This window comes from Dictyobacter sp. Z7_2, assembly GCF_057551105.1.
Window position 1 is genome coordinate 2424088 of sequence record NZ_BAAJPE010000002.1, and the last position, 20463, is coordinate 2444550.

Below are 20463 nucleotides of genomic sequence, written 5' to 3' on the forward strand. Positions count from 1 at the left end.
ATGCATACTTATAAGAAAAGCGTAATTCTTTTAGACTTTCACCTTATTTAAGCTTTGTACTTTCTATACTTATTTAGATGAATTTGTCAATCAACCTATACTAAATACGTAGTTACTAGTAATTACTATCTTCTCTCAAAAGTAATTTGCTTACTGATAGCATATCTTAAACTAGATAAGCACCAATATTCATTTAAACTAATTTGAATCCATGAATATAAACGAGGAATTTTATATTTAGTAACGTGATTTTTAACCATTTTATATAAAATAAAATTAAATAATACTCTATGGATTACTATGGATTACTATGAATCGTTTTGACATAAATATGTTTATTTTTCCAAAAAATAAAGGAGATCCAAAAAACTGTTATATAGATATTAGTCTGTCATACTAATTTATGATTTTTGGCACGGCAGATTAATATCTATTATTATTTGACTAAGGGAGGAAGGTTAGGGGCAAGAGAAGTTATAATAAGTGGACCAGTTTATACTGGCCCACATTAATCGATAATTACCCTATCAGAAAGATGCAGCAATTGTCAAATAGTCATGCCAAGTACCTGTGTAATACGCAGAACCTCGGAGCCGAGTTGTGTATTTTTCTCAGCCAGAGCTTGTTTGGCAGATTGCTTGAGCAATTGGATGACTTCTGGCGTATTGAGATCGGTCTCCATGGCTGCCAGAAAGCGATTATGTAACATTGTATCCTCGCCTGTGAGCTTAGTGCCTACCAGGGTTCGGACCTGCTGGAGGATCTGGACGGTCTCAGCTGCGATCTTGAGGTCCTCGGGAAAGCACTCCCAGGGATAGCGATAGTGATGGCTCTGGAGGACAACTCGGACGGCGTTGGCATCGTATTCTTTGAGGAGATTTCTTACCAGGGTCAGGTTGCCTAGCGACTTACTCATCTTCTCGCCATCCTGATAAACCATCCCGACATGCATCCAGGTGCCCACAAATGGCGCCTTCCCACTGTAGTGTTCCGATTGCGCGATCTCGCAGGTATGATGAGGAAACGCCAGATCAGCTCCACCACCGTGGATGTCGACCTGCTGGCCCAGATAATACATGGACATGCTGCTGCACTCCACGTGCCATCCTGGTCGTCCGGGACCCCAGGGGCTCTCCCAGGCGGGCTCGTCGGGAGCCTGCGCTTGCCAGAGGACAAAATCTAATGGCGCTCGCTTACGCTTATCGTCGGGGAAATTTCCGCGCTCGTTGGCGATCGTGAGCATAGATTGATAGTCATTCAGTCCGATGGCTCGAGCCATGGCACCGAATTCTGGATCTTTCTCCACACTGAAAAAGACACATCCCTCGCTGACATAAGCAAATCCACGCTCGACCAGCGTCTGGGCTAGCTCAATGATACGCTCGATCTCGTCGGTTGCGCGTGCATATACATCGGGACGGCGTACATTGAGGGAGTCCATATCACCAAGGAAGCGTTCGATTTCGCGATTCCCCAGATCATCCCAGCGCATTCCTATCTCTCGTGCCTTACGAATCACATCGTCGTCGACATCTGTGACGTTCTGGACGTATTTGACTGTCAGTCCTTTGTATTCCAGATAGCGGATCAGTGTGTCGAAGGTGACGTACGTAAAGGCGTGTCCGAGGTGCGTGGTGTCATAGGGGGTTACCCCACAAACGTAGATGCTCACTGGATCCTTGAGAGGGATGAACTCCTGCAAGGATTGCGTGAGCGTGTTGAATAGTTTCATGCTTGCTTTTCTCCTAGACCGAACAAACGGATAGCGTTTGCTGTGGTAACCTGAGAAATTTCTTCGAGGGATATGCCGCGTATCTCCGCTAGCTTTTCTGCCGTGTGTTTGACAAAGAGTGGCTCGTTGCGTCTGACTTTCAGGGGCTTGGGTACCAGATATGGGCTATCCGTTTCGACGAGGATACGGTCGATGGGGGCCATACGAGCTACATCAGGAAGGGCATTTCCCTGCTTTGTAAGTGGACCTGCAAAGGAGAGCATGAAACCTTCAAAGTCCAGACATGCCTCTGCCTGCGCTACATCTCCCGAGAAACAGTGGAAGACTCCGCGTAAGCCCTGACCATGAGCATGTAGCAGTTCCATGACATCATCATGGGCGTCACGTACGTGGATGATGCATGGCAGCTGGCACTCACGAGCCAGTTTCAAATGGGCGCAGAAGACCTCTCGTTGGATTTCGCGTGGCGAGAGCATACGGAAATAATCGAGACCAAACTCACCAATGGCCACCACTTCTGGCTCGCGTGCCATCGCGCGTAACTGGGCCTCAACCTCCTCTGTATAGGTTGTGGCTTCGTGCGGATGAACCCCCACTCCTGCAAAGATGATGCCGGGATAGGCCCTGGCTAACGCGAGTGCTGCCTGGCTGGAGACCAGATCGCATCCTGGATCAACCATACGAGTGACTCCACCCGCTACCGCTGCCTGAATGACTGTGTCACGATCATGCTGGAAGCGGTCGGTATCTACATGTGTGTGGCTATCGATGAGCACTCTCTATGATCCTTTCTTTCCGATTGGAAAGCAAAAGAAAGGGAGAGTTCCAGCTGAAACTGGCTTTCTCTCTCCCAGGTTACTTTATGTTATGTACCTGTAGTATAGATGAAGATTCGGAAATGTGTCAAATTAAAGTAGGGTTTCCCCGAAGCTGCCAAAGGCCATCGTACCGATGTCGCATTGGAGATGTGCATCCCAATGGGGTGGGACGCTCACCGACGTAGCGGCGCGGCTCCGCCGTGCTGTCTGTGACTCGTCCGAACACGCTCCTCATGAGGTTCCATTGCACGATCTTCCCACCATGGATCGTCTTGTCTGTGACTCGTCCGAACACGCTCCTCATGAGGTTCCATTGCACGATCTTCCCACCGTGGATCGTCTCGTCTGCGTTGCTTCCAAATGCAGGTGGGACGTTTTCGTGCGGGATGTGACAGCACGGCGGAGCCGCGCCGCTACGTCGGCTGCCCTGGACGCTTGATGCGATTGTCCTATGATGTAAAAAAGTGGGCACCTCATAGCGAGGTGCCCACATGTTATCGAGGGTCTTCAGGGTAGGGTGATGAGGTTCGTGGGGATCTTTGGTAGCGCTGGAATGATGGCCGCTAGAATCAGCCCGATAATTAATAAGATGGTAAAAAGCGTATAGTTTTTGAGTGTCTGACGCATCACGCCATGAAAGCCAGCTGAGATCTCTGTCCGCATCGCGCCTGTGATTGCCACGACCAGGCCGGGCAAGGTCCATAACGCTATCAGGATAAAGTGTGGATGCGCATGTGGTACACCCAGGGCGATGACAACCAGATAGGCGGCGATCATCAAGATGCTGTAGGCGATTCGACTGAAGGAGAGTCCCAGCATTGTCGCCAGTGTGCGTTTGCCAACGTGACTATCGCCTTCAATGTCGCGCATGTTATTGGCATAGATAGTTGCTGCGGCGAGAAAACCCAACGGTAAACTATAGTAGAAGACCTGAGGGGTTAGCTGCCCATGGGTCTGGATCATATAAGCTCCCATCGTAGGAAGCAATCCAAAGGCGACAAAGCCGATCAACTCGCCCAGACCAAGCGAAGAGAGCGCTTTTTTTGTGGCACTGAAAAAGTATGCGCAGAGGACGATAATTAAGCCGAAGAGGCATGCCAGGAGTCCTCCTCTTAATGCTGCGGCTAGCCCGGTTGCTGCTCCCAGCGCGAGGAGGACCAATCCGATGGCCAGTAGACGTGTTGGCTTGATCATCCCTTGCTGAAGTAAGCCTCCGGGGCCGAGTGCATTACTTGTGTCGATGCCTCTCTGATAGTCATAGTAGTCGTTGATCAGATGAGCACCTGTTTGTAATATGATGGCTGTCACGAGTGCCAGCACAAAATAAACAACATCAAAATGTCCCAGGAGCCTTTTATTGCTGATTGTTTGTGTCCAGGCCAGCGCACTTCCGAGCAGAATTGGCATCAGAGATAAGGGTAAGTAACCTGGACGTATGCCATCTTGCCAGATCTCCAGCCATTCACCCAATCCGCGTCGATATTCTGAGGACTGTGCTACCAATGGCGCTGGCATACTCACAGCGCGCATAGAGGCAACGGAATGTACTGACACCTCTGGCTCGAGTGTGCTAATCGTCTGTAATGAGCCAATAGGAATAGTTGGAACTTCTTCCGCTTGCACGGAGTCAGCTGTGACTATCTGAGTAGCTTGCTTTTTTTTGCCTGGTTTTATTTTTGCCAGAAACTTTTCTGTATTATGTTTTAAATTTTTTGAGTTAAAACTCACGGTTGGGATATCTTCTTCGGCTTGAGGAGTTTGATCTGCTTCAACAATCTGAGAAGATAACGTTTGAGTCTGCATATCTGGCAGAGCATCGACAACCTGAGAGGATAACGTTTGAGTCTGCATGTCTGGTAGAGTATCGATAACCTGATCGGTATGTGTTTGCGCTTCTATCCTCGGCTGAGTCTCGGCCATTTGGGAGGCTTGGGGTTGAGCATCCTTTTCCTCTGGTGTATCGACAATCTGGGAAGTAGGAGGTTGAGCATCCTTTTCCTCTGGTGTATCGACAATCTGGGAAGTAGGAGGTTGAGCATCCTTTTCCTCTGGTGTATCGACAATCTGGGAAGTAGGAGGTTGCATATCTTTGTCCGGTAGCGCGTCGACAATCTGGGAGGTAGGAGGCTGCGTATCCTTGTCCGGTAGCGCGTCGACAATCTGGGGAGTAGAGGACTGTGCGTCCTTGTCCGGCAGTGAGTCGACAATCTGGGAGGTAGAAGGCTGTGTATCCTTGTCCGGTAGAGTATCGACAATCTGAGCAGGCTGAGTATCTGTATCTGTATCTGTTTGAGCATCCACAATCGGGGAGGCTGGAGATTCGCTCTCCATTTTCTGATCGCTATCCGCTGTTGGGAAAGAGTATGGTTTAACATCCGGCTCAGCGTTTGCTCCCTGATCGGCATCCACGAGTTGGGAAGCATGAGATTCAGCATGTTCGTTAGTGCCCTGGTCGGCATCGACAACCTGGGTAGCTTGTAACGTCCTGGCTGGCAGCTCAGCGTTTGGCTTTTTCTCTTGAATAATGTCCTGATCCGTCATAATTTTTTCTTCGTTTTCCATACGCCCCCCTCTTGGCGTAGTGATCAACAATAATGTTATGAGTGCATCTATGCATCTTCGTAAGGGCGCCTGATTGCTATCAATATAGATGGGTTGCTGGTTGGGATCTGCTTTTGTTTCTACACTCACGCGCTTTTTTTGCTGAATAAAGATTACGCGTGCCATGAGTCAGTGATGATTATCTATTGGGATCGTCTGTTAGCTTACTTTGGTTAGTATACAAAGTCAAGGAAGTGGGCCTCTTTTTGTATATAACTCCTATTTCCTATTGATCGGCAGGTAAGTGCTGATGTAAAGTTTCTTGTAACTCAAGCATGGCTCGTTGCAATGGCAATTGGATCGCTGCGGCTGTCAAATCTCCACGTGTCTTCTCCAGAATACCACGCGCAGCATCCGTTGTGCGGCGTAATCCACTGGTAATAGCATCTGGGAAATCCACTGTGATCAACACCGAATAAATATCATCCATATACGCCAGAAACACCTCACCATTTTCAATATTACTATGTCGTAATTGATCAAGCACATAGCGGCGCAGTTCACCAATAGCTTCGGCGATGCCGTTGAGATAGGCAGCGTGCCCTATTGAGAGCTCTGTGGGCGTTGGCAGAGGATGATGTTGTGTGAGGGCTGCAAATGTCGCTGCCTCTGCAAATTCCTTTTGAGCATCCTGGACAAAACCTGCATTATAGATGTCCTGATGATCCCGCAGATCGGCTTCCATCTCTGTCAGCAACGAGGCTGCCTGCTTGATAAGCGCTTCAGCAGCAGCCATCTCATGGCGATGAGTCGCGCGGATACTATTGGCACAATACCTGATCGCCGTACGCGACTTGGGCAGCGCACGCTCGCGGGCAGCATGTTTGAGCGTAAAATAAGCGATAGCTTCACGCCCAATGGCGTCGATGTGCTCAGGCATAAATATTCTCCCTTTCTCTGGTCTCTCTAGTGTAACATCCCACAGGGCTTTAGACGAGTGGTAGTCACCTCAGATAGCACGTTTGCCATGCCCAATCAGACTAGTAATAGTAGAATTGTACCCTGAACAGAGCGTTTTATTCAACGATTTTTGTCATGTGGCCTTGCCAGACGTAGCGTCGTACGCTTGCGTACGATGTCCCACTTTGCCGTACGATCAGGCAGGCCAGCGTCGCTCGCCGAGATCTTGCTGTCTCGTACGAGCTACTGGGACATCGTACGCAAGCGTACGACGCTACGTCTGGCAAGGAAGGCCATTGGTGGCATTTATCCTGCCGACCTTTTTCTTTCGATGCGGCTCTCGGCCTGGACGAGGATGGGCCATACTTCGATTTCCGGCGGGAAGCGATGATTTTGTGTGTTGCCGGCCCAGAAAAGTTGTTTCATCATTTCGGCGGTGGCATATAAGAGGTGTTGGAGTGTGGTGTCCCGACCCTGTTCGTAGGCGTCGCTGCCCTCGTAGGCGGATAACCTGCTGAAGCTGTCATTGAGGGGAGTCTGGTTACTTAAACGGACGAGATAAATATCCATTTTCACATCTCCCGTATCGACCGGGATCATGATACGTAGCTCAGGTCGTTGATCGATCAGATCGAGACGGTAAAAGACGCCGTAATGGTCACGCGAGGTCTGGAAGATGGAAACTTCTGGAATTGAATCGCTGTTGTATGGTTTCTGATCCTCTGGACGTTCCATTTCTACTCCTAACTCAGCCAGAAAATGGTCAAATTGTTCATCAATATTCATGCTTTACCCCCTGCTTACAAATCCCCTGGTAGTTGTAACGCCAGTATTTTTTTCCCTTATCTATATTATTCCTTTTGGAGCCTGCGAAAGCGGAAAAAAATTTGCGTTGGATTTATAAATCTGCTTGAGTGGCCTAAAAATAGATGATATGTGTTGTGAAGAAGATGAGTTATAGTAGTAAGGGGAGGGTCGGAGCGGCTGCGTGCCAGGATTATCAGCCGCCAGCGCGTTTGACTTTATAACCCAGTGCGGTCAGTTTTTCCTGGATTTTTGTGCAGTGATCGCCCTGAATTTCTATGTTTCCTTCTTTTACTGTTCCTCCTGTGCCACAGAGCTTTTTGAGTTGCTGCGCCAGAGTGGCAAGTTCGCTCTCAGTGCCTGTGATACCAGTGATTACTGTTACTGTTTTCCCACCACGCTGCTTGCGATCACGCATGATGCGTACAATCCCATCACTTTTTTTCTTTGTTCCTGCTGGTTGGTCACAGCGACAGGAACGGTAAGGTTGTCCACAGGTAGGGCAGGTTGAAATGCGACCATTATCGGTGGAATAGACGACACGATCTGACATAAGAAATCCTCTCAATTGGGGCGTTATTATCTGTATGATTATGTAATGACCTGCCTCTATTTTATCATACAGGTCTTGCTCATGAATATCATTTTTGGTTGCCAATGTCTGGCATGCAGAGGACATTGGAGTACTGATCTTTATTCGCCTCTCGTCTGTTAACTTCATCAAGAAGCTGGATATTTGTTCAGGCAATAGGAAAAATGACTCTATTATCACATCCTGAGACTAATCATTCTATACAGTCGTGTAGGTATATATATGGCTGCGACGTAGGTCAGCTAGTACATCTTGCTATAAGGATTGTCTCAGATATTTAAATTTGGAAATATGGGGATCGTAATGCAGCAGCTAGAACAAGTAACGATGGGACGTTATCAGATCCTGCGGCGGCTAGCCCGTGGGGGGATGGCGGATATCTATCTTGCACGCGACATTGAGACCGAGAGGACTGTCGCTGTAAAGCTCGTAAATACCGGAGCGGGTGACTACTACGAGCGTTTTCGCGATGAGGTGAAGGCACAGGCTGGATTATCCCATGAACATATCCTTCCTGTCCTGGATCACGGCGAATTTGAGTCATGGTGTTATCTCGTGACTCCGTATATCGAGCATGGTACATTAGATGCTCGTCTTCTGCAAGGACCTCTCTCGCTGGAGGAGATTGATCATGTATTTGGGCAATTGTGCCAGGCATTGCAATATGCCCATGATAAAGGCATTATCCATCGCGATATCAAGCCCTCCAATGTGCTGATGCGGGATGGTACTCATGTCTATCTGGCTGATTTTGGTCTGGTTAAACGCGTTGGCGTGAATAATGGTCTCACACTGACTGGCTACTTGATTGGTACGCCAGAGTACATGGCTCCTGAGCTGGCGGAAAAAGAGGCGGCTCCCGCAAGCGATGTTTATGCACTGGGCGTGTTGCTCTATCAGATGCTGTGCGGACGTGTACCCTTTAAGGCGACTACACCTATAGGTGTTTATGTCATGCATATTCGTGATCTTCCCGAACTACCCTCGACCTATAATCCGAGGATTCCAGTAGAGGTCGAACACGTGGTTATGCGTGCCCTGGAGAAAAATCCGGAAGAGCGCTTCTCCTCTCCCCAGGAATTGTATCTGGCCTATGCGCAGGCAATGAAGGCTGCTGGTGAGAGGCGTTATACCCGCACTTTGATGACGACTCAGATGGCATATCTCTCGCTGGAGAAACCTCATATAACTATCGTGCCGCAGAAGCACAGGATGCTACGTGGCCGCTTCCTCTTTTTATTGTTGCTTGCACCTCTGCTTTTGGTAACCTTGCCCTCAATGAGGCATGTGAGCTTTGGCTGGCAGGGCTTGCAGTTTTCAATGGCTGGTGCTGATGCTGTTTCTCCGATTGAAAAGCAGATTACCCCGGCTGCTAATGGTAAGAGCAGTAAGCCTACCGCTACGGCTACCGTAATTCAGCCGTCTCCAACTCCGACACCTATGCCAACGGTGGCTCCAAAGAATACCAGTCCACAGGGTCCAACGGTGGCTCCAAAGAATATCACCGGCCCACAGGGTCCAACAGGAGCTCCCCAGCCCGCCAGCCCGCCTGTACCATCCGTGGATAAAAGCGTCAAACCATCATTGCCGGATAGCACCTCGATAGATAACATTATAAAGAAAATTAAAACGCTACCACCACCCACGCCGAAGAAAGGGAAGCCTCATGGCCCTCATGGAAAGGGATAAAAAATCGTTTATGTGTTCTAAATCTGCATAAAGCATATATTTTTACTCTATTCATGTGTATCTTGCATCTATATATTTAGTTGTTGCGTGTTATAAATAATGAATCCTTATGGTGTCGCCCAGCTATGTATGGGTTGTGTCGCTAATTGCAGAAATAAAAAATAGTATGTCGGGATTAGAGGGAACTGTCCTCAAAACGTATCATATTGAGCGCTTGCTGGGTAGTGGAGGTATGTCAGATGTCTATCTGGCCTATGATGACGCGACGCAGCAAGATGTGGCAATTAAGGTCATGACAGGCTATTCGGCCAGCTATCTTGAGCGCTTTCGCCGTGAGGCTGAAGCGATCGATAAGCTCCAACATGCCCATATTTTGCCTGCCTTCGATTATGATGAGCATGAGCCATGGTATTATCTGGTGATGCAGTATGCTTCAGCGGGGACATTACGTGATCTGTTGGATGATGGTCCTCTCTCTCTGGAAGAGGCCGGTCAATTATTGAATCAGATCGCCAGTGCTGTTCAATATGCTCATGACCATGGGATCCTGCATCGAGATATCAAACCCTCAAATATCCTGCTGCGTGATGAAAGTCATCATGCATATCTGGCTGACTTTGGGCTGGCGAAGATTGTTGAGGATTCCAATGCCTTGACCCGTACCGGCATTTTGATGGGCACGCCTGAATATATGGCTCCTGATCTGGCTGATGGTCCCGCCACTGTCAGTACCGATATCTATTCGCTGGGCGTATTGCTCTATCAGATGCTAACCGCTCGTGTACCTTTTGAGGGCGAGACTCCTGTATCTGTCTTCTGGAAACAACTGCGCGATCAACCAGTTGCTCCTTCTACTTATAATCCGTTGATCCCGCGTGCGATTGACCTGGTTGTCCTGCATGCGCTGGAGAAAGATCCACGGTATCGCTATCGTTCAGCCACCACCCTCGCCGAAGCCTATCAACATGCGCTATTGCACAGCGAGCTGAGCACAGAACAAGCCTATGGGACTCCAGCGACCAGTGAGGCTACTCAGGGATACGCGACACTGGCGACTCCCGATGAACTTGTGGCGTTGGCGGATCATGCTGACATGCCTGAGCGGCTGGTGCTGGATAATGATAATGATGTGGCTGTTGCGGTTAGACCGGTTCCGCGGCGACGTCACTTTACCTCGCATGCACGAGATTTTATCACCTCGCATTCTGTGCTCGGTATACCTAGACGGCGCGGAGGGGCCAATGGCTACCGTCAAACCACCGACGATGCTGATGCTTATCATGCTGCTCCGTTACCTGTGCAGAGGCGTGCTGCCGTGAAAGGGAGGCCCAATGCTGTCCACCAGAAAGAGGTATCGGACGAACAAGATCTGATTAGACCTGTGGCGATGCGTCGTCATCGCCGTGTATCCTCTCGTCAAAAGCAGCGCAGAGTAGTCACTCGGATTGTTAGTATCGGAATTGCGCTCATTATCGTCATCCCGCTGGCTATCGTATACTTCTTATATGCCACTCGATCCTCCACCCCCCTGGTAATCGGTGCTGGCGCGCAATCGTCTGCGAGCGTGGTTGCCCAGACAACACCAGCCACGACGGGTGCACATGCAAATACTGTCACCCTGGTCGATAGCCTGGCGAACAACCATAGTAATCGCTGGTCTGAAGCACCTGGTAACTGTACTTTTATGGATCAATCCTATCGCGTGAGCAGTAGCTTGAAGAGCCCTGCACTGCCTTGTGCTCTGATTTCTCCCTTAGTTAGCAATGCTACCGTACAGGTTGATGTCTCTTTATTGTCCGGTAGTACTGCCGGGATGCTGCTGAGACTGCAAGGCGATCAGTTTTACGCTTTTGAGATTAGCTCTGCTGGACAGTTTTCTTTCCTCCGTCACGATGCTGGCGCTAGTAGCGCTACCTATACGACGTTGCTTAAAGCAGCAACCAGTAACGCGCTTATCTCGGGTAGTGGCAAAAATACCTTGCAAGTTATCGCACAGGGTAGCGACTTCAAGCTCTTCATCAACACTATTTTTGTGGGCGAAGCGCATGACACTTCGTATCAGAGTGGGCAGATCGCTTTCGCCAGCCATACCCTCTCTTCCTCGGCTATTGCAACAGCCAGCTTTACTAACTTTAAACTTTCGCAGGTATCCTGACCAGGGTCGAGCGCAGCGAGGACACCGTAGCGTCGCACGCTCGCGTGCGATGTCCCACTCGACGTACGAGCAGGCCCGCTAGCGTAGTGCGCCGGAATTGGGCTGTCTCGTGCGACGCTACAAGGTCTCAACGGTAGGGTTTTTTGTAATATAGAAAATTCTCAAAATATGCAGAGTAAACTGAAAAGATATGCAGATTTTTGTAGATTTGTGGTTGCAAAAATAACCTGAATCGCGCTATTATATGTATGAACAATGCCCTATTTCAGTATCCTCATCGCCATCTTCTCATGCGGATCGACATCTGGTTGTTCACGCGTTGAAGGATTGTGGATGGCAAAGTCGAACAGATTAAGTTTTTTGCCATAGGGATGCGATTCTATAGTAAGGAATCTTTATGCAACACAATACAGTATCTTCTGTTCCTCCAACGGAGCACGATGCTCCACATACGGGTGTTGCACGCTTTCTCGCTGCGTGCCGGCATCTGCAACCGGATGCAACTCCGATCTGGTTTATGCGACAGGCTGGTCGTAGCTCTCAGGGCTATCAGGAGCTACGTGAAAAATATGATGTGCTGACTCTCACCAAAACGCCTGAGCTCTGTGCTCAAATGACGTTGATGCCTGTGCAGAGCTTCAACGTTGATGCGGCTGTCCTCTATGCCGACATTATGTTGCCGCTTGAGGGCATGGGCATCAATTTTGAGTTGCGTACTGAGGGACCTGTGATTCACAATCCGATCCGTTCCGAGCGCGACATTGAGGCGTTACGGGTGATGGATATCGAGGAGTCTGTTCCCTATATTCTTGCGGCTATGCGACTGGTCCGCCGTGAGTTGGAGGGGAAGCAGGCGGTGATAGGCGTCTCGGGAGGACCTTTTACGCTGGCTTGCTACATGATTGAGGGAAAGCCGTCACGTGATTATGCGACGGCCAAGGCTTTGATGTATAGTCAGCCTGAGCTCTGGCATCGTCTAATGGACAAAATTACGACGGTGGTGACGAATTATCTGCTGGCCGAGATTGCCGCAGGGGCGCATGTGGTGCAGATTTTTGAGAGTTGGATCGGGACACTGAGTCCGAGTACGTATCGACGTTTCGTTTTGCCGTATACGCAGCGTATCTTTGCCGCAGTCAAGCAGACTGGCGCTCCGGCGATCCACTTTGGTACGGGGGCTGCCGCTTTGCTGGATGTTATGGTGGAAGCCGGTGGCGATGTGCTGAGTGTTGATTGGCGCGTGGATCTTGATACTGCCTGGGAGCAGATTGGTTTTGAGCATGGTATTCAGGGGAATCTTGATCCAACTTTGCTCCTTACCTCCTGGCCAGTCCTTGAAGCAGGTATGCACGATGTGTTACGCCGGGCGGACAACCGTGCCGGACATATCTTTAATCTGGGACATGGTATCCCGGCGGCAACTGATCCTGATATGTTGCGCCGTCTGGTGGATGCAGTTCATGAAACAACGAAGAGATAAGGGAAGAAAAAGATGACAAATACACATGTTGGTGTCATGTTGATGACATATGGTTCGCCAGCTACTCTGGATGATATCCCTGCCTATATTAAAAATGTCTATGGTGGTCGCGAGCCAGATGAAGAGATCCTGACCGAATTTCGTCGTCGTTATGCTTTGATTGGTGGCTCGCCGCTGATTAAGATCACACGTGAACAGGCTCAGGCTCTGGAGCAAGAGTTGAATGCGAGCAGCACAGATGGGACAACGTATCATACGACCGTGGGTATGCGCTTCTCGCCGCCCTTTGTCGCTGATATGGTCCCAGAAACGGCGGCTGGTGCTCAGGCGTTAGTGGGCATGATTATGTCTCCACAATATTCTCCTATTATCATGAGTGGGTACATTAAAACGCTCCAGCAGGCCTTTACCGAACTGCATCGAGACGATATCCAGCTTAAGATCTCCACTGATTGGCATCTACAACCACTTTTTCTTCAGGCAGTTGCCGACCGCATTAGCGAAGCCCTGGCACGCTTTCCTGTCGCTGTGCGTGATACTGTTCCAGTGCTACTGACTGCTCACAGTATGCCAAAGCGCGTGATTGAGAACGAGCCTGATTATATTAATCACCTCAAAGAGACTGCTGCTGAGATTGCTAAGCGCGTTGGATTGGCTGATGAGCGCTGGATGTTCTGTTATCAGAGCGCCGGACATACTCCAGAGGAGTGGCTGAAGCCCGACTTCGCCGATGTAATGCCCGAACTGAAAGCCGCTGGCAAAGAGCATGTTTTGATTGCTCCAGTGCAGTTCCTGGCCGATCATCTGGAAATTCTTTATGATATTGAGGTGGGAGCTCGTGAACAGGCCGAAGAGCACGGTATTCAATTTGCTCGGATTGAGTCGTTGAATACAAGCCCACTGTTTATTAAAGCATTGGCAGCCGTTGTCAAAGATACTCTTGCCCGATAGGAATGCCTGGAGGTGACACTGTCACGGTGTCACCTCCAGGGTTGCTTTATTATAGATGTATATGAATGTATAGATGCACAAAATGATTGGCAGGTTATCTGGAAATATGATGCTATATTAGGATTTAGTTAATAAATATATTCTGCCTGATTGTTGATACATGAATTTTATATGGTTGCTGCGTTCTTTAGAGAAGTAGTAGTTTTAAGGGTCCGTCGTGCGTAATTAGCTGCTATGAGGGCATGATACTTTTCCTCTTTCTCCACAGAAATATTTATGTTATCAGAAAGAATTGTGACATTATGGCGAAACAGTACACTTTTTTTGCTTTGAGATCGATTATAATAGATAGTGGAGATGTGAAGGACATACAATGTCTTCATATTTGCTACCCTGGATACGCGCTGTGATTGTTCGGATTGTGGGGTGAGGAAGATGATCTCATGCAGATACATGCCTGTAGTTGTATCTATGCTTCACGAAAGACCTTCACCGCTCTAGACGAAAAATGTCATGTCCCGGAGTAGAGATAGGTATTTCCGTATACCTGTTTCTATGGCTTTTATAATACCAATAATGACTCCTGTGTCAGGGAGACGCCTGCTGAGAAAGGATGTGGTGTATGGTGCGTCAATGTGCTTGGTGCTTGCATTTAATCAACAATGCCGGGGACCGTCTATCCCCCTTACCGTTGCCCAAGCTCTATGAGGCAAGCCATGGGATTTGTGGTATCTGTGGCGTGCAATGGATGGAGCAGGTCATTGAAGCAGAGGAACCAATGGGGGCTCTCCGGCGGCAAGAGGTTGATGCTACGCATGGAGTTGCCCTGGAGATAGAGCGCGTCGAGTCTATCACGCAGATGGTCCTGCAACTTCAGGAGCAGCCATCTGACGTTCCTGTCAGGCTCCGGCGTGCAACAAAGGTACGTAGCGTGTGAGTCTCTTCAGTTGGCCTTGCCACGTGATCAAAGAAGTTTCTTTTTGCTGACCTACTCAAAGAAGCACGAAAGAAACTTCTCAGTGGCGCTACAGATACGTTGCTGCTAGCAAATCTCTACCTATATTTGCTAGCGAGCTAAAAATTCTTTTAGAAAGGTATTGACCAGCTCCGGCTTTTCCTGCTGAACCCAATGCCCACTATCGGGAATGCGCTTGATGAGAAGATTGGGTACCCATTGTTCTAATCCTGTTGTCAGTGCAATATCCAGAGCTATATCTTGCTCACCCCAGATCAGTAGCGTCTGAACTGTTATCTGGGTATTTGCTCTTTTATTACCTGATGGTCTGAGGCGATCACGGTAAAGAGCTCGATAATAGCTGATACTCGCATGTAAAGAACCTGGTTTACTTATCGCGACGCGATAATGCTCCAGCACCTCGGATGGAAAAGCCTCCTTCTGGAAGGCTGCTTGATAGATCAACTGACCAATTTGAGCTGCGTGATTGCGCCCAAGGAAATATTCTGGTAACCACGGTACCTGAAGCGCGAAGATATACCAGCTTTTACGTAACTGCTTCCAGGTTTTGAGTTCGCGCTGCATCGCATTGGGATGAGGAGCATTCATCACGATCAGTTGCTCGGTTAATTGTGGATACTTGAGGGCAAAGGCCCAGGATAGTACTCCTCCCCAATCATGTCCCACAATCGCCGCTTTCTCATATCCCAGGCCTTTGATCAAACCCACGATGTCGAGTAACAACGTCGCAATATCATAGCCCCTGGCAGGCTTATCTGTATCGTTATATCCACGTAGATCTGGTGCCACTACCGTATAACCGAGCTCGGCCAGAAAAGGGATCTGAAGATGCCAGGAATACCAGTACTCTGGGAAACCATGCAGCAAAACTATCAGGGGACCGCTGCCCTGCGTCACATAATGCATGCGGATGCCGTTGGTGATGATGTCTCTATGGTGCCACGTCTCGATTGCCTGATTCATAGAACAATTTCTCTCACTTTATTTTATGTTGTTTGGAATGTCCCCATTATACGTCAATCGAGAGTTACGCAACCATCCAATACTGTGTTGTCTAAGCGGTCAGGATAACTCCTGGCACGAGGCGTCAATGCTCACCGACGTAGCGGCGCGGCTCCGCCGTGCTGTCTGTGACTCGTATGATTCGGCTTGGGAGCGTCTCGCAATGGAACGCGATGGGCAACGTGATCGTGCGTGCAGTGACAGCACGGCGGAGCCGCGCCGCTACGTCGGCTGGCCTGTTACCCGACGGCTTTACGGATCTGTTTTGGGGACACATCTCCTCTGCAACAGAGACGTAATGGCCTTTGACAATGTACTTACGTCGGTGAACATTGACGCCGTGAGCGGATTCCTATCTTGGGGGTTGCGTACGATGCATGGATACATCGTACGCAAGCGTGTGATGCTGCTAAGCGTCTTCGGGGCCGCCGTAGACGATGGCGCGTTTGACCTGTTCGATCAGGTCGGTGACAGGGATACCACGCGGACAAGCGTCGGCGCAGTTGAAGATGGTGCGGCAGCGCCAGACGCCATCTTTCTGGCTGAGGACGCCGAGTCGCTCGTTGCCGCCCTGGTCGCGACTATCAAAGATGAAGCGATGGGCGTTGACGATCGAGGCGGGTCCGACCCAGTCGGGATTGCCCCAGATGGAGGGACATGATCCCGTGCAGGCTCCGCACAGGATACATTTTGTTCCTTCGTCGTAGCGTGCCCGCTCGGCTGGCGATTGCAGTCGCTCGGTGCCTGGTTCGTTGTCGTGCGTGATCAAATACGGCTTGACGGAGCGATATTTGTCAAAGAAGCGATCCATGTCGACGACCAGATCTTTGATGACTGCATATCCCAGCATCGGCTCGATGGTGACCTTCTTGCCGACGTCGCGCATCAGGACTTTGCAGGCCAGTCGATTGCGTCCGTTGATGCGCATAGCGTCTGAGCCACAGACTCCATGGGCGCACGAGCGACGATATGTCAGCGTGCCATCCATTGTCCATTTGATGGTGTTAAGCGTGTCTAGCAGACGATCGATGGGATCGACCTCGACGCGAAATTCATCCCAATAGGGTTTGGCATCGCGCTCCGAGTCGTAGCGCTTAATACGTATCAGTACGTTCATGGAAAACTCCTCTAGTATTTGCGTTCCTTGGGCTTGAAAATTGGATCTTCGATGAGTACAACATCTTTGTAGTCAAGGCGTACATCGTGAGCGTTGGTACCCTGATACGCTAACGTGTGTTTGAGCCAATTGACATCATCGCGCTTCTCATAATCGAGACGGAAATGTGCGCCACGGCTCTCGGTACGTGCCAGTGCTCCGTGGATCGTCGCTTCTGAACAATCGAGCAGGAAGCCAAGTTCGATGGCCTCAGACAACTCGGTATTAAAGCGTTTGCCTTTATCCTGAAGCTGTACGTTCTTATAGGACTCTTGAAGATTCGCAATCACGTCGAGCGCGTGGCGCAGTCCCTCATCGGTACGCTCCACAAACACATTATCGATCATCTCATTTTGCAGATCCGTACGGATCTGGGCCGCCGATTGACCACCACTTGAGCTGTAGAGATGTTCAACATATTCACGTGAATAGTCTTCATGATGCTCAGGCAAGGGCGTAAAATCATTTTCTTGAATAAACTTCGCCATATGCTTACCGGCACGGCGTCCAAACACGATCAGGTCAACCAGCGAATTTGTTCCCAGGCGATTTGCTCCATGCACGGAGACGCAGGCGACTTCTCCGGCTGCATAGAAGCCGGGGAGTGGTGTCCACTGAGGGTCCATAACGACGCGAGCGTCGACGTCGGTAGGGATGCCACCCATGGCGTAGTGGGCCGTTGGCTGGATCGGCACTGGCTCTGTGATTGGTTCGACACCCAGATAATTGCGGGCGAAGTCGGTGATATCGGGTAATTTTTCTGTGATTACCTTTTCGCCCAGATGTCGAACATCGAGATAGACATAATCTTTGCCATCGACGCCATTGCCATTTTTGATCTCCTGGACAATACAGCGCGATACGATGTCACGGGGCGCCAGATCCTTCAACGTGGGCATATATCGCTCCATGAAGTACTCGCCCTTGCCGTTGAGGAGTTTTCCTCCTTCGCCACGCGCTGCCTCGCTGAGCAGGACTCCTACGCGATAGATGCCGGTGGGATGAAATTGATACATCTCCATATCCTGGAGCGGGATACCACGTCGATAGGCGATCGACATACCATCGCCCATGCAGGCAAAGGCGTTGCTGGTGACGCGCCAGGCTCGACCATAGCCTCCTGTCGCGAAGAGGATCGTTTTTGCGTGGAAGGTATGAATCTCGCCGGTACGAATCTCCAGAGCAACGACGCCGCAAGCCTGTCCTTCGTTGAGGAGCAGATCGAGTACGAGGAACTCGTTAAAGAAGCGCACTTCGTTTTTGATGGCACTCTGATACATCGTCTGGAGGATCATGTGTCCTGTGCGGTCTGCCGCGTAACAGGAGCGCTTGACGGGACCTTCACCGTAGTTACGGGTATGTCCACCGAAGCGACGCTGATCGATTCGTCCATCTTCTGTGCGGTTAAAGGGAAGCCCTCGATGCTCTAATTCGTAGACCGCATCGATCGCTTCGCGGGTCAAGATCTCGGCCGCAGGTTGATCGACCAGATAGTCTCCACCTTTGACCGTATCGTACATGTGCCATTTCCAGTGATCCTCTTCCTGGTTGCCCAGCGCGGCAGCTACTCCGCCCTGCGCCGCTCCAGTATGGGAGCGCGTGGGATAGACTTTAGTCAGAACCGCAACGCTGGCATTGGGTAATTGCATTGCGGCCATCAAGCCGGCTCCGCCAGAACCAACGATCACCACATCAAATTTTTGATACATGATTTATCCTTAGTCTTACTTGTTAACGCACCCGCTTATTCCAAGTACGCTGGGCGCAGCAGGAAATATGATTAGTGCAATTGTTCCGAGCATAAAAAAGACCACCAATAAGACGGCCGTTATCGTCATCAGCCACATTCTGGTTCCCGGCTTGTGGACATAGTCGTCGATCACGACGCGCAATCCGTTGACGCCATGGGTCAATGCCAGTGTCAGCAAGCACCAGTCAAAGACACGCCAGAATATGTTACTATAACGCATGGCTACAAACGCGTAGGTTGTGCAGGCCACGTCATTGGAGACGTGCATGATGTAAAGATGCACAAGGACCATGATAAGTAATATGGCACCAGAAGCGCGAAAATAATACCATGAAAAGGTTTCGAACCCCCCACTTGTAGGGCGAGGTCCACGTCCATTTGAAATATGCAGCATAAAGACCTTTCTCTTTCTATTGCTATTTCTACTCAGATGAGAAATGTATCGCAAGACATTCCTCGCAACCAACGTTGCGTCTCTACATGCATATGGGTATGAGTATGTTTCAAAGCACCGCAGTGTTTTTACCCATCATATGCAAAGCAGGCCATTAATGACCAGTTGAGGCTTGTGGTGGTTGTATTAACCAATGGAGGGTTGGCAACATGACTTTGTAAGCCACCGGTATGAATACAATGATGGTTAATGCCAGCACTATCCCAAACATGACGCGCTGATAACGTGCTCCCTTACGCCAGAAATCGATCGCCATAATACGGACGCCGTTGAAGGCGTGGTAGAGTACAGCTGCAATCAATGAGAGGGATAATAAGCGTACTACCCAATAATCAAACAGGAGCACGCTCTGGTTATAGACATTGGGGCCAAAACTGAGCATAGAGACATCAACGATGTGGATAAACAGAAAGAGTAAGATACCCAGTCCTGAGATGCGATGAAAAAGCCAGGACCACATTCCTGATTGACCTTTATACATTTCTTCCTCAATTCTGGAGGCAGGAGAGGGGGCTAACCAAAAATCTTTATACCACAAATCCAAGCGTTCTAAACGCCTGGAGTATCTATCGTCAAAAAATAATTCTTGTCTGGATCTTTAGTTCTACCAACTTTTGCCCAGTAACCTCTTCGTACCTCTCTGGGATTTGACGGTATTATTCATATTATACGTCAGTGTGCCGGTCGGCGCTACCGGCAAGTTGCCACTTTTATGGGGTAAATGCGGTACTATCTAGCTATTTCGTAGACAAATGATGGGAAAAAACCTCAACCTGTCACTCATAAGGAGATATATTACTATGAAGAGAAGACGACTTTTGATTGTAGTCGTGGGTATTGGTTTGCTGGTGCTGGTGACAACGATTGGGACTTCGCTGGAATCATTTTTGCCGCATCCATCGACATCCGCCGTCCAGATAGCGAAGGTGGACCCCTACCAGATTACCCTGGATATTACTCCCAATCCACCCGGGACCACACACCCTGCCACCCTCTCTTTTCAGATTGTCCAGATTTCTACTCAACAACTCGTCAGCGATGCCCATGTCGTGCTGGCTATCTCTATGCTTACGATGGATATGGGCACCGAGGCGTTGACGGCACAGGAAAAATCTCCCGGCATCTATGAGGTGCAGGCTCAGTTCTCGATGAGCGGTACATGGGAGGTCCATGTATCCGTCAGCAAGACGGGAGCCAAAACCGTATCTACATCATTTGATATTGGCTCCTAACTTATGAGTGTCGACGTAAGCAATCATAGGGCTTCTTCACACAGACCCATGAGAGTTCTTTGTTCTCGTCATTAATGCTAGCCGACGTAGGCGGCCAGTTCACGCACGAAAATGTTCCTTGTCGCTTTGCGGCATGGATAACAAAAATGAACGGATCGTACGTCACGAGGC

At 49.5% G+C, this 20463-nt stretch carries 19 protein-coding genes; 8 read left to right on the plus strand and 11 right to left on the minus strand.

Annotated features, from left to right (window positions below; all coding sequences use genetic code 11):
* Positions 1-547: 547 nt before the first annotated feature.
* A complete protein-coding gene (gene cysS / locus AC27N8_RS23670) occupies positions 548-1732 on the minus strand; it encodes a cysteine--tRNA ligase (protein WP_487069982.1) in 1185 nt (394 codons plus the stop codon).
* Positions 1729-2508: a TatD family hydrolase gene (locus tag AC27N8_RS23675; RefSeq protein WP_487069984.1), complete on the minus strand. Its 780-nt coding sequence runs from the start codon at positions 2506-2508 to the stop codon at positions 1729-1731. Before AC27N8_RS23675 ends, cysS begins: the two co-directional genes overlap by 4 nt.
* A 175-nt stretch (positions 2509-2683) precedes the next feature.
* On the opposite strand from AC27N8_RS23675, the gene AC27N8_RS23680 reads away from it, so the two are divergent.
* Entirely contained in the window at positions 2684-2989 is a 306-nt protein-coding gene (locus AC27N8_RS23680; protein ID WP_487069986.1) for a hypothetical protein, read from the plus strand.
* A gap of 68 nt (positions 2990-3057) precedes the next feature.
* On the opposite strand, the gene menA is transcribed toward AC27N8_RS23680, so the two are convergent.
* The 4 genes from menA to AC27N8_RS23700 all read right to left on the minus strand — a co-directional run bounded on the left by menA (position 3058) and on the right by AC27N8_RS23700 (position 7408).
* Complete coding sequence (menA, locus tag AC27N8_RS23685; protein WP_487069988.1) at positions 3058-5112, minus strand: 1,4-dihydroxy-2-naphthoate octaprenyltransferase; 2055 nt, start codon at positions 5110-5112, stop codon at positions 3058-3060.
* Positions 5113-5377: 265 nt separating this feature from the next.
* Positions 5378-6031 (minus strand): haloacid dehalogenase, encoded by a 654-nt coding sequence (locus AC27N8_RS23690; RefSeq protein WP_487069990.1) that lies wholly within the window; start codon positions 6029-6031, stop codon positions 5378-5380.
* Positions 6032-6357: 326 nt separating this feature from the next.
* Positions 6358-6837: a hypothetical protein gene (locus tag AC27N8_RS23695; RefSeq protein WP_487069992.1), complete on the minus strand. Its 480-nt coding sequence runs from the start codon at positions 6835-6837 to the stop codon at positions 6358-6360.
* Positions 6838-7051: 214 nt separating this feature from the next.
* Positions 7052-7408 carry an SUI1 family translation initiation factor gene (locus tag AC27N8_RS23700; protein WP_487069994.1) on the minus strand — a complete coding sequence of 119 codons (357 nt, stop codon included), beginning with the start codon at positions 7406-7408 and terminating at the stop codon, positions 7052-7054.
* 342 nt (positions 7409-7750) lie between these two features.
* Between AC27N8_RS23700 and AC27N8_RS23705 the strand changes: the two genes are divergently transcribed.
* The 5 genes from AC27N8_RS23705 to AC27N8_RS23725 all read left to right on the plus strand — a co-directional run bounded on the left by AC27N8_RS23705 (position 7751) and on the right by AC27N8_RS23725 (position 14659).
* Positions 7751-9136 carry a serine/threonine protein kinase gene (locus AC27N8_RS23705; protein WP_487069996.1) on the plus strand — a complete coding sequence of 462 codons (1386 nt, stop codon included), beginning with the start codon at positions 7751-7753 and terminating at the stop codon, positions 9134-9136.
* Between the two features lie 166 nt (positions 9137-9302).
* A complete protein-coding gene (locus AC27N8_RS23710; RefSeq protein ID WP_487069998.1) occupies positions 9303-11291 on the plus strand; it encodes a serine/threonine-protein kinase in 1989 nt (662 codons plus the stop codon).
* Between the two features lie 397 nt (positions 11292-11688).
* The gene (gene hemE, locus AC27N8_RS23715) at positions 11689-12771 is read left to right on the plus strand and encodes a uroporphyrinogen decarboxylase (RefSeq protein ID WP_487070000.1); all 1083 of its coding nucleotides are present in this window, start codon (positions 11689-11691) and stop codon (positions 12769-12771) included.
* Positions 12772-12783: 12 nt separating this feature from the next.
* Positions 12784-13722: a ferrochelatase gene (gene hemH, locus AC27N8_RS23720; protein WP_487070002.1), complete on the plus strand. Its 939-nt coding sequence runs from the start codon at positions 12784-12786 to the stop codon at positions 13720-13722.
* A 622-nt stretch (positions 13723-14344) separates the two neighbouring features.
* The gene (locus AC27N8_RS23725) at positions 14345-14659 is read left to right on the plus strand and encodes a hypothetical protein (RefSeq protein ID WP_487070004.1); all 315 of its coding nucleotides are present in this window, start codon (positions 14345-14347) and stop codon (positions 14657-14659) included.
* A 129-nt stretch (positions 14660-14788) separates the two neighbouring features.
* Here the strand turns inward: AC27N8_RS23725 and AC27N8_RS23730 are convergent, their stop codons facing one another.
* A complete protein-coding gene (locus AC27N8_RS23730; RefSeq protein WP_487070006.1) occupies positions 14789-15661 on the minus strand; it encodes an alpha/beta fold hydrolase in 873 nt (290 codons plus the stop codon).
* Positions 15662-15828: 167 nt separating this feature from the next.
* Here AC27N8_RS23730 and AC27N8_RS23735 point away from each other — a divergent pair, with 167 nt between their 5' ends.
* Positions 15829-15999 carry a hypothetical protein gene (locus tag AC27N8_RS23735; protein ID WP_487070008.1) on the plus strand — a complete coding sequence of 57 codons (171 nt, stop codon included), beginning with the start codon at positions 15829-15831 and terminating at the stop codon, positions 15997-15999.
* A 110-nt stretch (positions 16000-16109) separates the two neighbouring features.
* On the opposite strand, the gene AC27N8_RS23740 is transcribed toward AC27N8_RS23735, so the two are convergent.
* From AC27N8_RS23740 to sdhC, 4 genes are all read right to left on the minus strand, one after another.
* The gene (locus tag AC27N8_RS23740; RefSeq protein WP_487070010.1) at positions 16110-16817 is read right to left on the minus strand and encodes a succinate dehydrogenase iron-sulfur subunit; all 708 of its coding nucleotides are present in this window, start codon (positions 16815-16817) and stop codon (positions 16110-16112) included.
* Between the two features lie 11 nt (positions 16818-16828).
* Entirely contained in the window at positions 16829-18565 is a 1737-nt protein-coding gene (gene sdhA, locus AC27N8_RS23745; RefSeq protein WP_487070012.1) for a succinate dehydrogenase flavoprotein subunit, read from the minus strand.
* Positions 18566-18580: 15 nt separating this feature from the next.
* Positions 18581-19000, minus strand: coding sequence for a succinate dehydrogenase hydrophobic membrane anchor subunit (locus tag AC27N8_RS23750; protein ID WP_487070014.1), 420 nt, complete (start codon positions 18998-19000; stop codon positions 18581-18583).
* Positions 19001-19154: 154 nt separating this feature from the next.
* Entirely contained in the window at positions 19155-19541 is a 387-nt protein-coding gene (sdhC, locus tag AC27N8_RS23755; RefSeq protein WP_487070016.1) for a succinate dehydrogenase, cytochrome b556 subunit, read from the minus strand.
* A 319-nt stretch (positions 19542-19860) separates the two neighbouring features.
* Between sdhC and AC27N8_RS23760 the strand changes: the two genes are divergently transcribed.
* Positions 19861-20292, plus strand: coding sequence for a FixH family protein (locus AC27N8_RS23760; protein ID WP_487070018.1), 432 nt, complete (start codon positions 19861-19863; stop codon positions 20290-20292).
* Positions 20293-20463: the final 171 nt, after the last annotated feature.

Coding starts and splice junctions, on each gene's coding strand:
- cysS (WP_487069982.1), bottom strand. CDS start 1,732: ATGAAACTATTCAACACGCTCACGCAATCCTTGCAGGAGTTCATCCCT.
- AC27N8_RS23680 (WP_487069986.1), top strand. CDS start 2,684: ATGTCGCATTGGAGATGTGCATCCCAATGGGGTGGGACGCTCACCGAC.
- menA (WP_487069988.1), bottom strand. CDS start 5,112: ATGGAAAACGAAGAAAAAATTATGACGGATCAGGACATTATTCAAGAG.
- AC27N8_RS23690 (WP_487069990.1), bottom strand. CDS start 6,031: ATGCCTGAGCACATCGACGCCATTGGGCGTGAAGCTATCGCTTATTTT.
- AC27N8_RS23695 (WP_487069992.1), bottom strand. CDS start 6,837: ATGAATATTGATGAACAATTTGACCATTTTCTGGCTGAGTTAGGAGTA.
- AC27N8_RS23700 (WP_487069994.1), bottom strand. CDS start 7,408: ATGTCAGATCGTGTCGTCTATTCCACCGATAATGGTCGCATTTCAACC.
- AC27N8_RS23705 (WP_487069996.1), top strand. CDS start 7,751: ATGCAGCAGCTAGAACAAGTAACGATGGGACGTTATCAGATCCTGCGG.
- AC27N8_RS23710 (WP_487069998.1), top strand. CDS start 9,303: ATGTCGGGATTAGAGGGAACTGTCCTCAAAACGTATCATATTGAGCGC.
- hemE (WP_487070000.1), top strand. CDS start 11,689: ATGCAACACAATACAGTATCTTCTGTTCCTCCAACGGAGCACGATGCT.
- hemH (WP_487070002.1), top strand. CDS start 12,784: ATGACAAATACACATGTTGGTGTCATGTTGATGACATATGGTTCGCCA.
- AC27N8_RS23725 (WP_487070004.1), top strand. CDS start 14,345: ATGGTGCGTCAATGTGCTTGGTGCTTGCATTTAATCAACAATGCCGGG.
- AC27N8_RS23730 (WP_487070006.1), bottom strand. CDS start 15,661: ATGAATCAGGCAATCGAGACGTGGCACCATAGAGACATCATCACCAAC.
- AC27N8_RS23740 (WP_487070010.1), bottom strand. CDS start 16,817: ATGAACGTACTGATACGTATTAAGCGCTACGACTCGGAGCGCGATGCC.
- sdhA (WP_487070012.1), bottom strand. CDS start 18,565: ATGTATCAAAAATTTGATGTGGTGATCGTTGGTTCTGGCGGAGCCGGC.
- AC27N8_RS23750 (WP_487070014.1), bottom strand. CDS start 19,000: ATGCTGCATATTTCAAATGGACGTGGACCTCGCCCTACAAGTGGGGGG.
- sdhC (WP_487070016.1), bottom strand. CDS start 19,541: ATGTATAAAGGTCAATCAGGAATGTGGTCCTGGCTTTTTCATCGCATC.
- AC27N8_RS23760 (WP_487070018.1), top strand. CDS start 19,861: ATGAAGAGAAGACGACTTTTGATTGTAGTCGTGGGTATTGGTTTGCTG.